Genomic DNA, 19,023 nt, shown 5'->3' with positions numbered 1-19,023 from the left:
GCCGCTCATGCTATCTTCTTGTCAGATCGACAAGAAGGGTCTGCGTCGGGAAATCTGCTTCGCGTTGCCGGGGCCTGTGTCGAGATCGGGTGCCGAGGCTTGAGGCTGATGGTTTGAAGATCTTGCAGCTTCGGTGGTCGAGAGACAGGGAGACCTCTGGCCCGACCCGCATGATCAAAGGCTCGAACTCCGAAACCAGGCCTGCGGATCGAACATCGACCGCCGCACCTACAGGACTGCCACCAGCATCGACGTCATCACCAACGAACCTTGACCGACCGGCGACCGCCCTAGCTGAAGCGTTGGTATTAGGTGAGTTGCTGCAACACGCCGGTACGGGGATCGGTGAGGGCCTGAAAGTGCGCGACGAGTTTTCGCGCCACCTCCGGATCGTGGAGCACCACGCCGACCTCGATGTTGTGAGACAGCGCCCGGTCGGTGAGGTTGGCGCTGCTGATCAACGCGACCCTGCTGTCGGCGGCGATGAGCTTCGCGTGCAACGCAGCGTGTGAGTTTCCACTGGCGGCTCGTCGTGCGGCCGGCCAGTGCCAGAACGTCGCCTGTTGACGGAGAGCCGCGAAGGTGAGGGCGGCCCCGGCGGATCCCCGAAGGGCACCGCCGTCTTCGGCTGAGCTTTCCAGGATCAGGTCGATGTGTACGCCTCGGAGGGCTGCGGACCGCAATTCGGCGACCACCTCGGCGACCCCGTACGCGGCGAAGCTCGCCACGAGCAGCCTGCTCCGGGCCGCCCGGATGACCTCGACGACCACGGAGCTGGTGAGCCGTACCGGCACGGCTGCGCTGGTCGGCCCGCTGACCGCCAGCTCGGTGCGCCTCGCATCCGCGCGCCCTTGCATTAGGGCGGCGCTGCGCAGAGCGAGACCGACCGCTGAACCGGGAAGGTCGGGCGCCTCCGTCTGCCAGCTTCTCATCAGTCGTTCCACGTGGGTGCCGACCGAGAATCCGGGCCGGGCGCCGACCAGTTTGGCGGCTACGGCGCTGTCGCCGGGCGTGTCCACGTTCGTCAGCGCACCGGCCCAGGCGGCGACATGATCGGCGGGGAGGTTGGTGGCGATGTCGGCTATCACCGCCACGAACCGCTCGTAGCTCATCGGGCGAAGAACCCGGAGCCGGGATCGTTGAGGGTGTCGACCAGCAGGGCCCGGTCGAGGTAGTGATTGCCGCGCTCGCAGGAGGTCTCGGCGGCGAAGAGACAGGCGTGGCAGGCGGCCGCAGAGAGGCGGGCGTGCACGGTCGGGTCGTGTTCCGCGCAGAGCGGGTCCGAGCTGCACAGCCGGGCGGCTTCCAGGGCACGCTCGACGAGCGATCCCAGTCTGTCCTTTCGCCCCAGGGAGACCAGGCCGCCGAGGGTGCCCTCGCTGTCGGGTGCCGAGGTGTAGAGAAGGATCCCGGCGGCGGGAGCCTCGTCCGTCCCGGCGTAGATGCGCTCGCCGATCCCGGCGGCACTGTATCCGCATTCCAGGGCCAGCTCACGGATGAGCACGTGGGCGAGGGTGTGCAGCAGGACGTACCGGAGGCCCGGCCACGGTGCCTGATCCAGCCCGCGTTGGGCCCGCCAGCGGTCGTGGGCGCGGACCAGTAGCTGTTCGCGTCGCTTGACGTCCGGTCGGTGTTCCCACTCGACGAGGCGTTCCTCGTCAAGGCGCAGGAAGATCCCTTCGCCCCGCATCTCGGCGCAGGGCAGCCAGGTCGGCTTGCCGATGGTCAGCGGCGCCCGCCGCACATCCGGTGTGTCGAGCACATCCCATTCGGGTGCGTCAATTCGGGTGAAGCCGTAGAGGGCAGAGACTTCCCGCAGCCGAGGGGCGAGGATCACCTCCCGGAGCCAGTGCCGGTGCTCAAGCGGAACCGGCTCCGGGCGGATGGTGAAGTCGGGAAGCTCGATGCGGGTGCCGGAGGTGAACGCCAGCCACTCGGGTTTGCGCAGGTCGTCGCTGTCGTCCGGCGTGTCGTCGGGCTCGGCCTTGCTGCGGCGCTGGATCGCTGCCCAGACCCGGTCGACGCCGTAGGGCTTCAGCTCGGACCAGCAACTCTGAGTCTGCATGATCATTTTGGCGGTGGCCGCGTCCAGTCCGGCGAGCATGCTCAGGTTCCGCCAGAGGTCGTCGACCACCTGGTCGACCGGATGCTCGGCCCGGGGAATGCTGAACACCCGTAGCTGCATGGCGAACCAGCTGTTGGTGGCGCCGAGGGCGAGTGTCCGCGCGGGCGCGTCGCAGGGCTCGTAGGTGTTGAGGTGGGGGTGGCGTCCGCGGCAGGCGGGTAGGGTCCGTTCGGCAAGCAGGCCGAGCGCCACCGACATCGGTCGGGAGGCCTTGCACTCGCAGGAGATGAAGATGTTCGCCGCCTCACCGGTGCTGCCGCGCTCGGCGAGCGTGAGCGAGTGACCGGCGCCCGGGTCCGTGCCACCGTGCGCGACGTACGACCAGGGGAAGTCGTCCAGGTGACCGTTGTCGCAGGCCAGCACGAAACGGGCCGGTACGGCGGTGGGCCGGGAGTTTCCGTTGCCCCGGCAGCTGTGCACGTAGCGGGCCCGGTCCGGCTGGTAGGGAGACGACAGAAGTTCGAACAGCCCGGAATCTGCCGGCGCTAGCCGATTGCACCGGGTGTCCGAGCAGCGGAGCCAGGTGGGGAAGAGCGCCACCGGCACCCCCACCCGGGTCCAGTCGGCGAACAGGTCGGACGTCTCCGGCAGGTGCGGGGGAAGCCGAAGGCTTTCCAGTTGGCCACCGAGCCTGCGCCGGAGCGCCGTCAAAAGCCGGTCCTCGGTGACCGGCAGCGAGTGGGTGAGATCCCAGTGCGCCAACCCGAGGGTCAGCACCGACAGGCTGGGCAGATCGGCGACCGAGCCGACGCCGTAGGTGTGCAGCAGCTGGTTGGGGCGCAACGCGCCGACCCGCAGGCTGCGTTGCTGTGGTCGGCTCATGAGGACGCCCCTGCGACGCCGCCCCCGGTGGGCGGAACGAATGGTGGTGGGTCGTCACCGGTGACACCGAGTTGCAGTTGGAGCTGGATGCCGGGCTCCACGTCCCGTAGCGAGGTGGGACAGGTCGTCTGCGCCCACCGGCCCTCCTCCGGTCGATGCAGCAGCCCGGCGATGTCGTCGCTGTGGTACGGCTTGTCGTAGGCCAGCCGTCGGGCGGGCCGGGCCCGTTCCCGCGCCCACAGGTCGAGGCGGGCTTCGAGCTCGTCCTCCACCCGTTGACGGACGGTGTTGTCGGCGGCCACCTCGCTACGGCGCTTGAGGTATCGCACCACGTGGTCGGCGAGTCGACCGTGCCGGTCGAACTCGCGCGCCCGCAGATTGCCGTTGTAGGTGCCGTCCAGATCCCGGACCAGGGCCACCAGGACCCCGGTCAACCCTCGGTCGATGGCCCGCTCGGCGAATGGGGTCACCGACAGGGCCTCGACCTGCCGGTAGACGGTGGCGTGGAAGTGGTCGAAGCGCTCGAAGTGGGACAGGTCGCGCGGCCGGGCCCAGTTGAAGACGGTGAACACCAGGCCCGGTGCCTTCCGCCCGACCCGGCTTGTCGCCTGGATGTATTCGGCGGCGGACTTCGGCTGGTTGGCCACCACCATCACGCCAAGCCGCTCGATGTCGACGCCGACGGCGATCATGCTGGTGGCCAGGAGCACGTCGATCGGCCGGGGCGCACCCTTGGCCCGGGTGCCGTCGAAGCGCAGCGCGAGCCGGTCCAGCAGCGGCCGGATGGCGTCCGACGGCATTCGGGAGGTCAGCTCCTCCAGGTACGGGTCGTACCGCCGGGCGAGCCCGCGCTCGTCGGCGCGGATGAGGCGGCTGGACACGTCGTCCTCGACCAGCCGGCGCATGCCGCCGAGGTCGCGCAGGCTGTTGAAGTAGCCAACCAGCGTCATGTAGGGGTCGGTGACCCGGTTGCGGCCGTACGTCTCGTGGAGCTTCTGCGCCGCGCCGAGCACGGAGACGTAGACCCGGATCAGGGTCGACCGGAGCCGGTTGCCGTGCGCGCAGATGCCGATGTAACGGCGTCCCGGGTGCTCCTCGGTCTTGCGCTGGCGGGCGAAGAAGCTGTCGGAGGCGTCCAAACCCGACGGCGGAAAGACCCGGGTACGCCGGTTGAACAGCGCGCCGATCTGCTGCTCGGCGCGACGCACGGTGGCGGTGGATGCGATCACCTTCGGCCGGGACCAGTGCCCGCGGGCCGGTTCCCAACTGGCCAGGCGGTCCACCGCGGTCTCGTAGAGCCCGACCAGCGAACCGAGCGGCCCGGAGATCAGGTGCAGCTCGTCCTGGATGATGAGGTCGGGCGGACGCAACCCTGCGCAGGGGACGACCCGGTTGCCCGGCCGGTGTCTTTTGCGCTCCCAGTCGGTCGATTCGAGATCCTCGGTGAGATAGCCGTGTTGGTCGCAGCGCTTGCTGACCCGGCCGAAGAGGGCGGCGGTCTCGCCCTTCCAGGGCAGCTGGGCGAACTTGTCGACGGTGGCGATCACCAGCGCGGGCGGGTGCCGGTAGAGCTCCTCGTCGACCAGGATCACCGGCAGACCGACCTGCTCATCAACCAGCGGGTAGCTGCCCACCCTGCTGAACGGGCACTCCACGTCGGGGCAGAGCACCAGGGTCCGCCAGGGCTCCCGCTCCACCACGATGTCCTGGCCCGGGTTGATCCTGCTGCCGCACCACGGGCAACTGGTGAGCTGGTGCGGTGAGCCGATGCCCCGGTGCGACCGGCCCCGCCGCCGCTCGTCCAGCCACTCCTTCGCCTCCTGGGTGCGGTTCGGGGTGACCCGGCCGCCGACCCACAGTCCGATCCGGATTGGCGTCTCGCCCCAGGTCTGCGGGTCGGCGCGGCGCAGCGACTCCGCCGCGCAGATCAGGGTCGCGGCGCGCTCGAACTGCTGGATGGTGAGCAGCCGCAGGGTGTACCGCATCAGCACCGCGAGCCCGGCCTGGCCGGTCAACCCGCCGAGGTCCGGCTGGCGGCGGCGTACCCCGATGGTGAAGGCGGTGAGACCGAGGTACGCCTCGGTCTTGCCGCCACCGGTGGGGAACCAGAGCAGGTCGGTGACGGCGCGCTCGACGTCGTCGCCCCGTTCCGGATGCCGGGGGTCGGCCAGGGCCGGCAGGTTGATCAGGACGAAGGCCAGCTGGAACGGGCGCCACCGGCGGTTCTTCGGCTGATCGGCGTCGAGGACGGCCTGCTCCAGCGGGATGTTCGGGTGTTCCCGTCGCCGGGCGGCGACCACACTGTGCACACGTTGCAGGTACATCGCCCGGTTGGCGAAGCCGAACGCCTCGCGGGCCGTCGGGTCAGACGCGGCGAGCAGCCTGATGCCGGCGGTGATCCGGTCGGCCGCCTCCCGGGCGTCGCGCAGCGCCTCGCGTACCTGCGGGCCGTACTCGTCGAGTCGCCGCTGCGGGTCGGCGGCGGTCGCCTCGTTGCGGTCGATCCACGCCCGGTAGCCGGCGACGAGGGGCTGTAACGCCGCCGTGAGGGACTCGACCGGGCCGGCCGCCAACTCGGCCAGCCGCCGCATGTCCAGCTCCACGTCGGCCAACTCGGGCAGGTCGTCGTCCCGCTCGCTGCTGGGCACGTCGGTGAACGGCAGCTCGTGCGCGGGGACGGTCGTGGTGCGTACCTCATGGGCCCGCAACGGATCGGCGGAGGCCGGCTCGGCGTGGACGGCCGTGCCGTGCCCCACCGCGAACTCGGGGTGGAAACGGTAGGCCATCGCCAGCCGGCGCCGTTCCGCCTGGTCGGCGTCGTCGCCGCCGGTGACCTGCTCCGGCCGGGGCACGAAGACCGGCTCGTCGTCCGTCGGGCCGGTCGCGGTCAACTCGACCTGGAAGATCCACTGCGTCGCTTGGCGCGGCGAATCGCTGGTCTCCCTGTTCTCCAGGAAGAGCGAGACCAGCCAGACGTCGCCCAGCCGACGCACCCGGCCCCGCACCACGACCTTCGGCTGTGCCGCGTCGACCGACTGCGGGTCGATCAGCCCTTCGCGCAGGGTCACGGTGACCGGGCCGCCGCGCTGGTGCCGCCGCCAGACCCTGCTGCCGGCGTGCTCCGCCCGCTCGTCGATCCCGGTGTCGTAACTGCCCCAGGCGGCGGTGACCCGCAGCGCGGGGACCGACGGCGGCACGCTGGTGGTGAAGCCGAGCGCGGACGGCGCCAGGCTGGGCACGCTCGGCGCGGTCGGCTCGGGGCCTCCCTCCGCGGCGTCCGACGCGGTGGCCTCGGCGAAGGTGTCCTCCGTGGCCGGATCGACGGACACGCCGTTGGGGGCGAGCCGCCCGAGAATGTAGCGGTCCAGCGGATTTTCCTTGGTGGGAAAGACCTCCGCGGTCCCACCAAGCGGCCCGTGCAGGTCGTCAATGACCATCTCTTGCAGCTTGTCGCGGATCACCCGCTCATCCGGTACGGCGAGCACGCTCTCCCCAGTCATGACAGCGACCGTAGCGTTCCTCTACGACATCGTGGGGGCGGGCGGTGCGGCACGGCTGGTCACCCTCCTGAGTGAGGTCAAGGCGCAATTGGCCTCGGATGAATCTGCCCCTGATCGGTCAGCCCTATGAGAGTCGCGAGGCGGGTGAAGTCGGCGGAGGACTGCCCGTCGCGGAGGATGGCGGTCAGGGCGGCTCTGGCGGCGGGGCGGGTGCGGACTTCGGCGGGAGCGATGTGGTCGGCGGCGATCAGAGCCCGGCCGGCGGCTGCGGGATCGCCGAGGTCGAGGTGGGTGTGGGCGATGTCGATGAGATGGGCGGCGCGGTGTTCGGCGGGAAGTAGCTGCCAGCCAGGGGTGGCGACGACCCGCCGATGGATGGTGACGGCATGGTGGTGGTCGCCGAAGCGGGTTGCGGTGAGGGCGCGGGCCAGTTCAACGGCGGTGGGGCCGAAGGTGCTGCCCTCGCGGTCGTGGTGTCGCTCGTCCTGGGCGCCTGCGAGGTGGGCGGCGCGTTCGGTGAGGTCGCGGGCTGCGGTGGCGTCCCGGTGGGTGGCGGCGGCGAGGGCGGCTTCGAGGAGCAGGGTCCCGGTCAGCCCGGGTTCGTCGGGCAGGAAGGCGCGCGACGGCGTCAGGTCGAGCTGGTGTACGGCGGTGAGCGCGGCGGCCGTGGCGAGGCACCCCCGGCGCAGGGCGCGCAGGGCCTGGGCGAGGGAGATGGAGGCGAGACCGGTGTGGTACGGGTCGCCAGCGGCGGCGGTCATGGCGCGGTCGGCGGCGAGCCAGGCGAGGTGGGGCTTGCCGAGCTTGACCAGCGTCTGGGCGGTGAGTCGGTAGACGCGGACGGGCAGGTCCACGGTGGACGCCTCCGTCGCCCGGGTGCGCCGGGTGGCGGCGAGCAGTTCGGGCAGGGTCCGTAGGACCTGCGGGTGGTTGCCGTTGCGGTAGGCGGTCCAGGCGTATCCGGCCTGGTCGTCGAGTTGCCGCGTCGTCGGGTCGTCGGCGTCGGGATCGGGATCGGGTGGGTCGTGGCGGGCCAGCGCTGCCTGGATGCGTTCCACGGCGGCGTCGGTGTCGGTGACAGGTTCGCGGTGGGTCCTGCCGGTGAGCAGGATGGTCGGGGTGACGCCGAGGGCCGTGGCGACGGTCTGGATGACGGAGAGCCGGTCGAGGGTGCGTACGCCTCGTTCGACCTTGTCGACCCAGCTCTTCGACTTGCCGATCCGGTCGGCGAAGACCTGCTGACTCATGCCCCGCCGGGCCCGCAGCTCGGCCATCCGCCGCCCGATCGGCAGCTCGTCGCGGCGGTGTCGAACTGGCCCGGTCACCGGCCCCGACCCGCTGGTGGGATGGCGTCGGTGGTCTCTCCGCAGCGGGGACACCACCGCGACTTGACCCGAAAGGCGAGCAACCCGAGCAGGAAGCCCGGCACCAGCCCAGCGAACACGATTGACACGACTTCGGACATCACGAGGGTCCTCGCTTTCGGGCAGCGCAGTGGATCGGGGCAGCGGTTGTGGGTGTGTCCGAGGCTGAACTCGTCCGAGCTGTGGTGCTTGCCGAGCGCCGACAGATGAAGCTTGCAGAAGCAGCATCACCGAACATGGCGTTGATATCAAGAGGATGGTGTTCAGCGTGTCGATGACCTATCGTCAGCGCGGTAAGCGCGACAACGACTGGACGGGGTTGAGATGACGTCGAACGCCGCAAGAACGCGCCGCAAGTCGCCACCCCCACTCGCGTCGCCCACCGTGCAGGCATGGGAGCTCGGCCTGCGCCTGCGGGAGCGCCGCGAGGAGGTGGGGATGACGGCGGTCGCGGCGGGCCGCGCCAGTGGCATCACGCAGGCGTACATCTCGGGGGTGGAAGCCGGCCGGGTCAAACTGCCGAGCGACAGGCTCGCGCAACTCGTCAAGGTCTACGAGATCGACGCGTCGGATGCCGTCGAGCTGGAGGGCCTGCGGGTCGCGGCCATGCAGCGGGCCTGGTGGCACCAGTATTCGCAGCTCTTCCCGGCCGACTTCCTCCGCTTCCTCGGCTACGAGGCGGGTGCCGAGCACGTCCGCAGCTACCACAACGAGCTGCTCCACGGGCTGTTGCAGACCGAGGAGTACGCCCGTGCGGTCATCCGGGGCGGCAACACCTACGTCCGGCTGACCGAGATGGACCGGCGGGTCGCGGTGCGGATGGCGAGGCAGCGGCGGCTCGACGGCGACCACCCGCTGCGGCTGACCACCGTGATCGCCGAGGGTGCGCTGCGGCAGCAGGTGGGCGGCCCGAAGGTGATGCGCGCCCAGCTCGACCACCTTGACCGGCTGCTGACCGAGCGCCCCGAGCAGTTCGAGATCCGGGTGATGCCCTTCGCCGCCGGGGCGCATCCCGCGCTCGGCGGCCCGTTCCAGATTCTGTCGTTCCCGTCGCCCCGGCTGCCTGACCTGGTCTGGCAGGAGGTGCTCACCTCCAGCGACATCATCGACCAGTCGACCCGGGTCGCGGACTACGCCGTGACCTTCGCCGAGGCGCGGGAGCGGGCGTTAGGCTCGGCGGAGTCGCTGGAGCTGATCCGGCGGATCGCCAAGGAGATGACGTGATGGTCGCTCTCGCCACCCCCGACCGCGGCTGGTTCAAGTCCTCCCGCAGCTCCGACAACGCCGCCTGTGTCGAGGTGCGGTTCGTCGGCGGGGCGGTCGACGTCCGCGACACCAAGGACCGCAGCGGCCCGACGCTCGCCTTCGACGGCCGCTCCTGGGCCAGCTTCGTCGCCGGGCTCAAGACCGACGCGGCGAGTTAGGGCACGTCCTCCTCGACCAGCACCCACACCTGCTTGAGGGGCAGCTCTGCACGAATCTCGTCCGGAAGCCGGAGGTAGTTGCGGCACACCGCGTCGATGAGGTCGTCGGCGTCCCACACTCGGATGCGGAAGTGCTGGTTGACGAGCATCGCCTGGGCATTTCCGTTGAGGCCACCCCACGCCACGAGCAGTGCCTGATCCGCCCCGTGGCTGCTCAGCGCGCCCTGAAGCTTCTGCACCACGTCGACGCCGACCGGGTTCGCGTCGCTCTTGACCTGCACCACCAGGCGAGGGCTGTCCAGGCCGAGCGGCCCCCGGCCGGCGAAGACGTCCACGCCTCCGTCGCCGGATGCCTTCGTGACCGTGCAGGCGAAACCCTCGGCGCGCAGCACGGCAGCGACAAGGTGTTCGAGCTTGTGCCCGGCGTAGTGCTCGATCAAGGTGCTCGTGATGCGGTCGCGTGCGTAGCGCTCGACATCGACAGCCGGTGAGGCATCAGCCTCCACGTCGCCCGCCTGTGGCACATCCGCAGCGGCCGGCGTCGCCCTGGCAATGGCGGGCCGAGAACCCGGATCGTGGCCTGATTCCAACACCTGGGCCATTCGCCACGCGCCGTCGTTGCGGCTCACCTCACAGATAGTGAGAAACGCGCCCAGGGTGTAGAGGAGATCCTGCTTGATCGCCGTTCTCGGAACATCGGTGCGCAGCCACTGCACCGGCCTGACGTGGCGTCGCTCCGGGTCCGGGTCGGTCAGATGCCGATAGCCGCCCACCACTTTGCCGATGGCGATCTGTCCGGATGTCTTCATCGGCATCACCACGATGTCGCCCACTGCTATACGCTCCCGCAGCGCCCACAACTGGCCGGTGTAGTTGGATACCAGATTCGCCTTGGCGTCGGGGAAAGCGGCCCGGACGAGGCCGGCCACGGCGTCCCGGGTGGCTGCCCGCGTGAGGTCGTCAACCTCCTTGAACCCGCCTCCGGCTACCTGATTGTCGAGGGCCCAGCTTGCGCGCTCGCCGTGCCTGCCCGCTCGCACGAGCCACACTCGTGGGGTACCCGTAGCCATCGAATGTCCTTACTCTTCGTGTGCTCAGAACAGGGCGTCGGGGAGGGGGAAGAGGCCGCCGTCCAGCGCGGGCCCCAACGACGGCTGAGCCTCTTCCGTTCGAGGACGCGGGATGGCCCTCGTCTGCTTCCGTGGCTTGCGTCGCGTCGAAGCTTGCTGGGGCTTCTCCTGCTCGTGGCGCTGGTGGTTGAGGTCGAGCAGCAGGTCCAGCACGTCGACCTGGACGTTCGGGTCGATGGTGAACCGGACGCCCTGCCGGGTGCGGTGGAAGCCGTGCCCGAGCGCGAGGTTGAATCCGTACGCCTCGGCCACCGCCTCGTCGATCTCGACGTGGATGTCCCGCAGGCGCTGAATATCAGCGCTGGTCACCTGCTCGTCGTGGACCAGCTTGTAGAGCTTCGTCAGCCCCAGATCCCGCCCCAGCATCACCGACCGCCGGTACGAGTCCAACTCCGCCCCGACCCGCGCCATCCGCTCGGTCGGGTCGGGCAGCGGGAAAGTCTCGAACCCATCCGACGGCGTGTAGCGAGGGTCGGACCGGAGGCTCGATTCGCCCTTCGTCGTCCACCACGAGAAGTGAAAGTTGCTGGAGAGGGAGGCGAGGTCCTCCGCCCGGTCGGTAGCGAATACGCCAAGTGCGTGCGAGAAGACCTGCCCGGTCGGGACGAAGACGGGCAAGCCGGTCTTGCTCACAAGGGCAATGACAAGCACGCGATCGAGCCCTTCGATTGCCTGCTCTCGTGCTGTGCCCCGTTCGGCGAATCTCCACCAGCGATCACGGTAAATTGCGCGATTGCTTTTCGAGCGCTGAGGCTTGACTCGCCGCTCGACTATCGTAAAACAATCAAGATAGTTTGTTGCCTTCTCAACCGGCCAATCGTGGAAATTGATGACCCATCGGCTGGCCGAGCAGTCGGGGCGGGAGTTCAGGTCCTCGCCGTTCAGGTACGGGAAGAGGACGTCCCGGTTGCGCGGATCCTTAGCAAGGAGCGCCTGAACCTCCTCCGGCTCCAACACGAAGCCCATGCCAAGCACGACTGCCCCCTGAAAACAGCGGTTGGCGTTCGCGGCGAGGCGGTGGGGGTTGCCGGTGACGCGGGACTCGGCGTCAAGTGACGGAGTGATGGCGCGTACTCGGCGGCCGTCGAGCACCCGTTCCTCATCGGCGGCGGCGTGACCGACCCAGAGTAGGGATACCTCCAGCGAGGCGGTGCCCGGCCAGGGCTGGGATTTGTTCGCCCGGTAGACCGTCCAGCCCATGTCCACGACCTGGTCGAGGCCGACCTCCCGCGTGTCGCCCTGAGCGATCGTGTTGGTGGCGATGATGCCGACCCGCCCCTTACCCGTGACGCTCAGGTTGCGCAGCAGGAAGTAGGAGCAGAGGTCCGCGCTGCCCCGTTTCCCCCGGCCGATCCGCTCGACCAGGTATTCGCGCACGTCTGATCCAACAGCTCCGCTGATTCGCTTACCGCGAATGAACGGCGGGTTGCCGATGACCGCGTCGAAGCCGGCCCGGTTGACCACCTCGGGGAACTCCAGCGGCCAGTGCAGCGGCCGGATCGGCTCCGGCCGGGTGCCACGCAGCCAGCCGGCAACGGTGATGTGGATCCCCTGCTCCAGCTCCGGGTCGTACGGCCCGTCGAGCAGGCGGTGCACGTCATCGCTGATGTCGAGCAGGCGGTCGTCGTACTTCCGCTCAGCGTCGTCCTCGCCGTCCTCCGGGTCCCACGGACGGCGCTGGGCGCGGACAGCCGTGGAGAGCGCCGCGCCGACCACCGCATCGGCGGCCAACCGTAGGTCCCGGCCCAGGTGCTCGACCTCGGTGAGCTTGGCGTTCTTGTCGGCGGCGTCCCGGGTGTCCTCGACCACCGTCGCGCCGATCGACTCGCGCAGGGCGGTCATCTCGTCGACGGTCCGGTGCAGCCGGCCGACCAGGTCGCCGAAGAAGCGGCTGTGCTGGAAGCGCCCCGCCTCCGGGTCGAGGTGGAAGGCGGTGAGCTGGTCGACGGAGGTGATCCCCACCAGCGAGTCGCCGCAGCGCAGCGCGTGGTCGAGGAAGCCGAACGGCTTGCCCTTGGCCAGGGTCACCAGCCACAGCGAGAGCTTCGCCAGCTCCACGGCCATGTCGTCGCGGTCTACCCCGTAGAGGCAGCGGGCGGCGACGAGGCGGCGGGCGGCGAGCAGCAGGTCCTCCTGGTCCGGGTTGCCGTTGGCCAGGTCGGACAGTTCGGCGGGGAGCCCGTCGCGATGCCAGGCCCGCACCACCACCTCGGCGAGGTAGCGGCAGGCCGCCACCAGGAACGCGCCGGAGCCCATCGCCGGGTCGAGCACCTTCAGCCGCAGCAGCTCGTCGGCGGTCTTCGCCCGCCACACGCCCTCGTCGGTGACGCCCTGGGCCGGGCCGGGGGAGAAGCAGAGCGGCGCGAGGGTGTGCCGGACGACCTCCTCGGCCAGTTCCCGGGGGGTGTAGTGGGTGCCGGTGTTGCGCCGGTCGCCGAACTGGGTGAACAGCACCGAGCCGGCGGGGAAGACCGTGGGCAGGTCGCGCAGGTCGGTGCGGAGCAGCCCCCAGTACGGGCGTACCCGATCGGTCAGGTCGGCGTCGTTGTCGCAGGCGGCGTGCAGCGCGGCGAGCTGGTGCGGCGCGGGCGTCGCGGCCCTGGCCTTCTCCACCTGCCGGGCGGTGAGGTCGCAGCGGGCGACCAGCCAGACCCGCAGCTCCGTCTCGCCCCGGGCGGCCGCCGCCTCCAGCTCAGCCAGCGGCAGCTCCGGCTCGCGCTTGCCGAGCAGCCCGACGTACGGCTCCCGCACCCGGGCGCAGGAGAACTCCAGCAGGCCCTCGTAGACGTGGCCGAGCTGCTCGACCCCGAGGCTGGAGTAGCTGAGCTGCTCGGCAGCCCTGCCCCGGTGCCGCAGCACCAGCAGGGCGTCCAGCATCTCGTGCACCACCCGGTCGGTGACCGCCGCGTCGACGAGCCAGGGGAACCGCTCGGAGTCGAACAGGGACCCACCGTGGGCGGGGATGCGCAGGTCGGGATGCTCGCAGCCGCCATGCACGGCGGCGAAGAGGGCGAGCAGCCGGGGCCAGGCGGCGGTGCGCCGGTCGCCGACCTCGTCGCCGTGCAGGTCCCGGACCGCGCCGAGCTGGCCGTGCAGCGTGGACGCCGCGTACGCCTGCGCGTAGAGCGGGTCGGTCACCGGCAGCAGCCGCTGCTCCTCGGCGTAGAGCAGGAAGACCAGGCGCATCAGCACGGTCAGTGCGCCCCGGTAGATCTCCCGGTCGCTGACCTTGCCGAGCAGTTGCCCCTCGGACTCCCGGTCCAGCCGGGCCAGCTCGCCGACGAAGAGCTCCACGGCCCGGCGGACCTGGTCGCCCAGGGTGGTGGTGATCTGGGTGAGCGCCTCCGCGCTGCGGGCGAACAGGCCGGCGAGGCTGGCCGAGGGGCGCCCGTCGGCGCCGGTCGGCGGGATCAGCACCCGGGACGCGGTGAGCAACGTCGCGAAGGCGCGCAGCAGCGTCGGCTCCTCCAGCCAGAGGTCGGCGTCGAAGACACCCACCCCCGTCGGCTCGCCCCGGCGGGCGTGCACCAGCGCCCAGTGCTGCCCGTTGGTCACCAGCGCCAGCGGCACGCCGGTGTCCCGGCACAACTGGGCGGCCTGTTCCACCGGGGACGGCCGGCCACCCCGGGCGACGGTGAGCGACGCGTCGAAGGGCAGGCGGTACACGTGCAGGCGGGCGGCCCGGCCGCCGCCGGGTTGCGGGCCGGACAGCACCGCGTCCGGCCGGAAGTCGCCGCTGCCGGCGACCCCGACCGCGTCGTCGGTACGCGCGCTCGCCGGATAGCCCAGCAGCTCGCCGAGGATCAGCTCGACCCAGGCCGGGCCGAGCAGGTCCGGGGCGTCCTGCACCTCCGCCCAGCCCCGGCGGATCCGGTTCCGCGTGTCGTCCGGCACGGTGTCCAGCCCGTGCGGGAGCGCCTCGACGAGCACCGGCACGGTCAGGAACGGGCCCTCCGGGCGCAGCAGGCCGAGCCACTCGGCGTGCTGCTCGTCGATCTTCTGTACGGGGGGCCGGGGTGCGCGGCGACCCGCGCCGGCACGGCCGGACGCGCCTCGGGACTGGCGGGGGACGGCGGGCATCAGCGGGCACCTCGGGCCAGGGACGCGGGGACCAGGAAGGTGACGGCGGCCGGGAACCATCGGGCCGTCGGGTCGGCGTAGCGGCGGCGCAGCGCGTCGCTCTCCCGTTCGCGCTGCGCCGGGATGTCGCGCAGCCGGGCGTGCAGCGCGTCCCGGTCGGCGTGCAACTGCTCGCGTTCGACGGTGAACAGGGTCGGCTGCTCCCAGTGCGGCTCGTCGGCGAGCTTGCTGCGGATCGAGGTCTCCAGCTCGGTCAGGACCGCGCCGATCGCGGTGACCTCCTCCTCGCAGCGGCGGGCGAGCAGCCCGTGCAGGCTGCGGGCGCGCTGGTCGGCGCGGGTGCCGAGGGCGCGACCCAGCGGCCCGGCCAGCGCCGGCCACAGCTCGGTCAGGCTCTGCCGGACCTGCTCGGCGGGGACCTGGTCGGTCGCGGCGGCCAGCAGGGCCTCCAGCTCCTCCTGGCGGGCCCGGGTGAGTTTCCCGCCCTCGATCGGGCCACCGGCGGTGACGATCTCCTCGTGCAGCCGGGTGCCCTCCGCGCCGGTGACCACCACCCGGCCGTGCGCGACGAGCGCCGGAGTGCGCAGCAGATCGCCGGGCACCACCCGGGCGGTGACCCGGCTGAGCTTCGCGCCGGCGGACCCGGCCTCGCCCCGGGCCTGGGCCCACAGCTCGGCCCGCAGCAGGCGCAGGCACATCTGCACCAACTGGTGCCCGAGGTGCAGCAGCACCACGTCCGTGCGCCCCGTCGCCGCGTCCGGATCGAACGTGATCGGCCGTTCCCGGCCCGTCACCGGATGCAGCAGCCCGTCGTTGCGGGCGGACGCCCACGCGCCGGGCAGCTCGGGCAGCCGGAACCAGGGGCCCGACGCGTCCGCAGGGGTCGCCGCGTCGATCAGGTCCCGGCGGTGGGCCAGCCGCAGCCCGGTGCGGACCACCCGTTCCACGGTGGCCGGGGTGAGATTCAGCTCCGCCCGGCTGCCTTTCAGCGTCTCGGTGAGCCGGTGCAGGTCCCGGGCCAGGTCACGTTCCACCCGGAGCCGGGCGCGGCTCGCCCGCCGGTCGATCTCGACGTCGGTGACCTGCCAGTCGGTCCGCTTGCCGGTCATCTTCTGCTCGACCTGGGCGGCGATCACCTCACCGGCGCTGCCCAGGTCGGTGCGGATCGCCTCGACCTTCTCCACCGCCAGCCGCAGGAACGCCAGCTCGTCCTCCAGCGAACCGGTGGTGTAGTCGACGTGCTGCCAGCCGGCGGGCACGAAGTGCAGCACCTCCACCCGGGCGGCGCGCTGGCCGTGCCGGTCGATCCGGCCGTTGCGCTGCTCCAGGCGGTTGGGGTTCCACGGGATCTCCCAGTGCAGCAGCCGGTGGCAGTGCCGTTGCAGGTTGATGCCCTCGCTGGCGGCGTCGGTGGCGAGCAGGACCCGGACGTCGTCGAGGTCGGGGTGCTCCGTGAAGACGTTCTTGACGTGCTCGCGCTCGTCCGGATCCTGGCCGCCGTAGAGCAGGGCGATCCGTTCCGGCGGGTAGCCGGCGCTGAGGAGCCGCTCGTGCAACCAGCGCTGGGTGTCGCGGTACTCGGTGAAGATGATCACCCGCTCGGGCTGCCACTCGCCGTCGGGCCGCACGATCGGATCCAGCCAGCGGTGCAACGCGGCGAGTTTGGCGTCCGGCCGGTCCTGCGCCGAGCGGGCCCAGGTGCGCAGCTCACCGAGGAGCACCCGCTCCTCGGCCGACAGCGGGGCCGCGTAGTGCCGGACGGCGGTCAGGGCGTCGGCCTCGGCGCTGCCGTAGGCGGCATCGTCCTCGGCCGTCTCGGCCAGCCGGTCGATCACCGGTTGCAGGACCTTCTCGCCGGCCAGCCGTTCCGCCCCGCGCGCCGGCTCACCGGAGGCGGCGTGGTCCCGGGCGGTCATCGTCGCCAGGTGGGTCTCCACGGTCTCGGCGAACGCCTTCGGCGACGAGAAGAGCCGGCGCTTGAGCAGGGTGGTGACGAAGTCGGCGGCGATCTCGCCGGCCCGACCGTCGGCGTTCGCCCGGCGGCTCGCCGCGTACCGGCTGAGCAGCTCGTGGGCGTGGCTCTCGGCATCCGGGTAGTCGACCTCCAGATAGGCCAGGTGCCGTGCCGGGAAGCGGGGAGAGCCGTCCCACCTGGGCGGCAGCTCGCTCTTGAGCCGTCGCACCATCACCCGGGCCAACTGCTCGTCGGTCGGCTTGACGCCCCGGGCGAACCGCTGGTCGTCGAGGAGCTCCAGCAGCGCCGTGAACGACTCGGTGAAACCGTTGTGCGGGGTGGCGGAGAGAAAGAGCCGGTGCTCGCAGTGCGGGGCGAGGGCACGGATCGCCTTCGTACGGTGCGAATCCACCGCGTACCGCCCCCGGCCGGACGGCGCGCAGGTGTGCACCTCGTCCACCACCAGCAGGTCGAAGGCGCGCGGATAGCGCGGCGTCGCCGGCAGCACCTCGCGGAGCAACCGCAGCGGCCGTTCCCGCTTCAGCCAGTCCACGCTGACGATCAACCGTGGGTAGTGCGTCCACGGGTTGGTGTAGAGACCCCGGGTGCGGCGCAATTCCCGCAGCAGGGCCGTGTCGACGATCCGGAAGTCGAGGCCGAACTTGTCGCGCATCTCGTCGCGCCACTGCCGTGTCAGGCCGGCTGGGCAGACGATCATCATGGTGCGGGCCCGGTGGCGGAGCATCAGCTCCTGCATCACCAGCCCGGCCTCGATGGTCTTGCCGAGACCGACGTCATCGGCGATCAACAAGTTTGTCCGTGGCATCGACAGCGCCCGGACCACCGGGTCGAGCTGGTAGTCCTCGATTTCGATGCCGGAGCGGAAGGGAGCCTGCAACGCGGTCCGGTCGGCCGAGGCGATGGCACCCCAGCGCACGGCGTCCAGGAACGCGTCCAACTGCTCGGGGTCGTCGAACCCGTGCCGAGGGTCCGGCAGCGTCGCGCTGCCGTGCACCCGCCGGCCCGGCTCCAGCTCCCAGACCACCCGCAACTCCTCGTCGCGGGCGTCGTCCTCGATGCTGACCAGAGTGGCCAGGTGCGGTGTCCGACCGGTGAAGACGTGCGGATCACCGCTGGCCACGTCGCTGCGGAGCACCTCGGCGACGATCCACCGCCGGTTGCGTACCGTGACGAGCTGGCCCGGAGCCGGAGGATCGTCGATCGCCATGGTCATCCGGCTCGAACCATCGGTGTGCTCCTTCAGCCCGTGGACGTCGCCCGTAGTTCATCGAGCACTCCGCGTGAATGTGGTGCTCGAACGCAGGCATGAAGGCTATTACAAAGCTCCACATCGGATGAACCCACGCTCCATAGAGGAGGCGGGTGGCCTGCCAACGGGCGGGCAAGGATCCCGACTACCTGATCGAGGGACACGTCTTCGACTGCTACTCGCCGACGCCAGCGAAGAGTGTGCGAGGCGTGTGGAGCGGGGTAGCCGACAAGATCGCCAGCGAGCAGACCCAACGGGTGGTGGTTAACCTCCACGACTGGCGTGGCGATCTCACAGCGTTGCAGAAGCAGTTCGACGACTGGCCGATTCCGGGGTTGAAGGAACTGGTGGCGGTGACACGCAGCGGGGCGATAATCCAGATCCTGCGACGAGACTGAAGGGCTACCCATGGCGACCGAGTACCGCTTGACGCTGGCGGGCGACATTCCTCTCGATGTGCTGGCCGGCGTCGTTACTCCGGACGGTGCCGAGGAGTTGGCGACAGATGGCAGGCCCCGGGTGTTGAGTACGGACCTCAGCGATCGGTGCGGCTACACGGTGAGCATCTACGCGGGTTCCCACGGCTACTTCGAGGCCGAGGACGGTGACGGCTCGGTGTGGGAGTGGGAACCGGAGCGGTACGTCAACATTGGCTTCCGGCTGCGTAAGGACGAATCATCCGACCGGGCGACGCGGGAAATGTTGGCGTCTGTGGCCCGGGTGTTGGGCGAGCGGGCGGAGGACGCCGCGCTGATCCTCGACGCCGACTGGCTGCTGCTGACCCGTGTCTCGGGAACGCTGCGCAGGCACGCACCGAGTTGGTGGGGCATTCACGGCGGGGGAGACCTTGTTGGCGGGTGAGTGGCTCGGAGCCGGTCGTCGGCGATGACGCTGCTGGCGTTGGGGACATCGGCGGTTCGCGTGCAGGGGGACCTCTTTCTCCCGGCCGATATCTGCCTGACGGTTCCGCGCAGCCTATGGTGGCCTCATGATCACCTGCGTGGTGCATTACACCATCGACCCGACCAAGCTGGAGGCGTTCGAGCGCTTCGCCCGCGAGTGGATGCGACTTGTGGCACGGCACGGCGGTCTCCATCATGGCTACTTTCTGCCGGCCGAGGGTGCCAGCGACCGCGCGGAGGCCCTGTTCAGTTTCGATAGCCTCGCCGCCTACGAGCGCTACCGCTCACGGTTCGGCGAGGATCCGGAGTTTGTCGCCGCGGACCGGATCCGCGACGAGTCAGGATGCGTCCTGCGCTACGAGAGGACGTTCATGCGCCCGCTACTGCCGGACTGAACGCAAGTCAGAAGCAGGTCGCGAACCAGGTGCTGCCGTCCGTCGACCAGGCCTGCA

11 protein-coding genes and 1 pseudogene are annotated in these 19,023 nt (G+C 70.5%); 5 read left to right on the top strand and 7 right to left on the bottom strand.

The annotated features are described in order from the left end of the window. Nucleotides 1–308 precede the first annotated feature (308 nt). The 4 genes from drmC to ACLQ20_RS00135 all read right to left on the bottom strand — a co-directional run bounded on the left by drmC (nt 309) and on the right by ACLQ20_RS00135 (nt 7,772). Nucleotides 309–1,112 (bottom strand): DISARM system phospholipase D-like protein DrmC, encoded by an 804-nt coding sequence (drmC, locus tag ACLQ20_RS00150; RefSeq protein ID WP_425853823.1) that lies wholly within the window; start codon nt 1,110–1,112, stop codon nt 309–311. After that, nucleotides 1,109–2,947, bottom strand: coding sequence for a DrmB family protein (gene drmB, locus ACLQ20_RS00145; protein ID WP_425853822.1), 1,839 nt, complete (start codon nt 2,945–2,947; stop codon nt 1,109–1,111). The genes drmC and drmB overlap by 4 nt, the downstream gene beginning before the upstream one ends. Further along, entirely contained in the window at nt 2,944–6,447 is a 3,504-nt protein-coding gene (gene drmA, locus ACLQ20_RS00140) for a DISARM system helicase DrmA (protein WP_425853821.1), read from the bottom strand. Before drmA ends, drmB begins: the two co-directional genes overlap by 4 nt. 77 nt (nt 6,448–6,524) lie before the next feature. Next, a complete protein-coding gene (locus ACLQ20_RS00135) occupies nt 6,525–7,772 on the bottom strand; it encodes a helix-turn-helix domain-containing protein (protein ID WP_425853820.1) in 1,248 nt (415 codons plus the stop codon). A 423-nt stretch (nt 7,773–8,195) separates the two neighbouring features. Between ACLQ20_RS00135 and ACLQ20_RS00130 the strand changes: the two genes are divergently transcribed. Both ACLQ20_RS00130 and ACLQ20_RS00125 read left to right on the top strand, forming a co-directional pair. Further along, nucleotides 8,196–9,035, top strand: a complete 840-nt coding sequence (locus ACLQ20_RS00130) for a helix-turn-helix domain-containing protein (protein ID WP_425853819.1) — start codon at nt 8,196–8,198, stop codon at nt 9,033–9,035. Beyond that, nucleotides 9,035–9,235, top strand: a complete 201-nt coding sequence (locus tag ACLQ20_RS00125) for a DUF397 domain-containing protein (protein WP_425854224.1) — start codon at nt 9,035–9,037, stop codon at nt 9,233–9,235. The genes ACLQ20_RS00130 and ACLQ20_RS00125 overlap by 1 nt, the downstream gene beginning before the upstream one ends. Here ACLQ20_RS00125 and ACLQ20_RS00120 read toward each other — a convergent pair. From ACLQ20_RS00120 to drmD, 3 genes are read right to left on the bottom strand one after another with little or no spacing between them, the layout of a single operon-like run. Further along, complete coding sequence (locus ACLQ20_RS00120) at nt 9,232–10,305, bottom strand: restriction endonuclease (protein ID WP_425853818.1); 1,074 nt, start codon at nt 10,303–10,305, stop codon at nt 9,232–9,234. The two genes, ACLQ20_RS00125 and ACLQ20_RS00120, sit on opposite strands and share 4 nt — an antisense overlap. A gap of 24 nt (nt 10,306–10,329) precedes the next feature. After that, complete coding sequence (locus tag ACLQ20_RS00115) at nt 10,330–14,445, bottom strand: Eco57I restriction-modification methylase domain-containing protein (RefSeq protein ID WP_425853817.1); 4,116 nt, start codon at nt 14,443–14,445, stop codon at nt 10,330–10,332. Further along, the gene (gene drmD, locus ACLQ20_RS00110; protein ID WP_425853816.1) at nt 14,445–17,633 is read right to left on the bottom strand and encodes a DISARM system SNF2-like helicase DrmD; all 3,189 of its coding nucleotides are present in this window, start codon (nt 17,631–17,633) and stop codon (nt 14,445–14,447) included. The genes ACLQ20_RS00115 and drmD overlap by 1 nt, the downstream gene beginning before the upstream one ends. Nucleotides 17,634–17,803: 170 nt before the next feature. Between drmD and ACLQ20_RS00105 the strand changes: the two are divergent. From ACLQ20_RS00105 to ACLQ20_RS00095, 3 genes and pseudogenes are all read left to right on the top strand, one after another. Further along, nucleotides 17,804–18,067, top strand: a pseudogene (locus ACLQ20_RS00105) (hypothetical protein); the annotation flags it as partial. Nucleotides 18,068–18,077: 10 nt separating this feature from the next. Next, the gene (locus ACLQ20_RS00100; RefSeq protein ID WP_425853815.1) at nt 18,078–18,530 is read left to right on the top strand and encodes a SitI3 family protein; all 453 of its coding nucleotides are present in this window, start codon (nt 18,078–18,080) and stop codon (nt 18,528–18,530) included. 127 nt (nt 18,531–18,657) lie between these two features. Further along, nucleotides 18,658–18,966, top strand: a complete 309-nt coding sequence (locus tag ACLQ20_RS00095; RefSeq protein WP_425853814.1) for an NIPSNAP family protein — start codon at nt 18,658–18,660, stop codon at nt 18,964–18,966. Nucleotides 18,967–19,023 lie beyond the last annotated feature (57 nt).

It is taken from the genome of Micromonospora sp. DT46 (genome assembly GCF_049841735.1).
Classification (GTDB): domain Bacteria; phylum Actinomycetota; class Actinomycetes; order Mycobacteriales; family Micromonosporaceae; genus Micromonospora; species Micromonospora reichwaldensis.
Note: the sequence above shows the minus strand (reverse complement) of the source record. Positions and strands in the feature narration are given on the sequence as shown.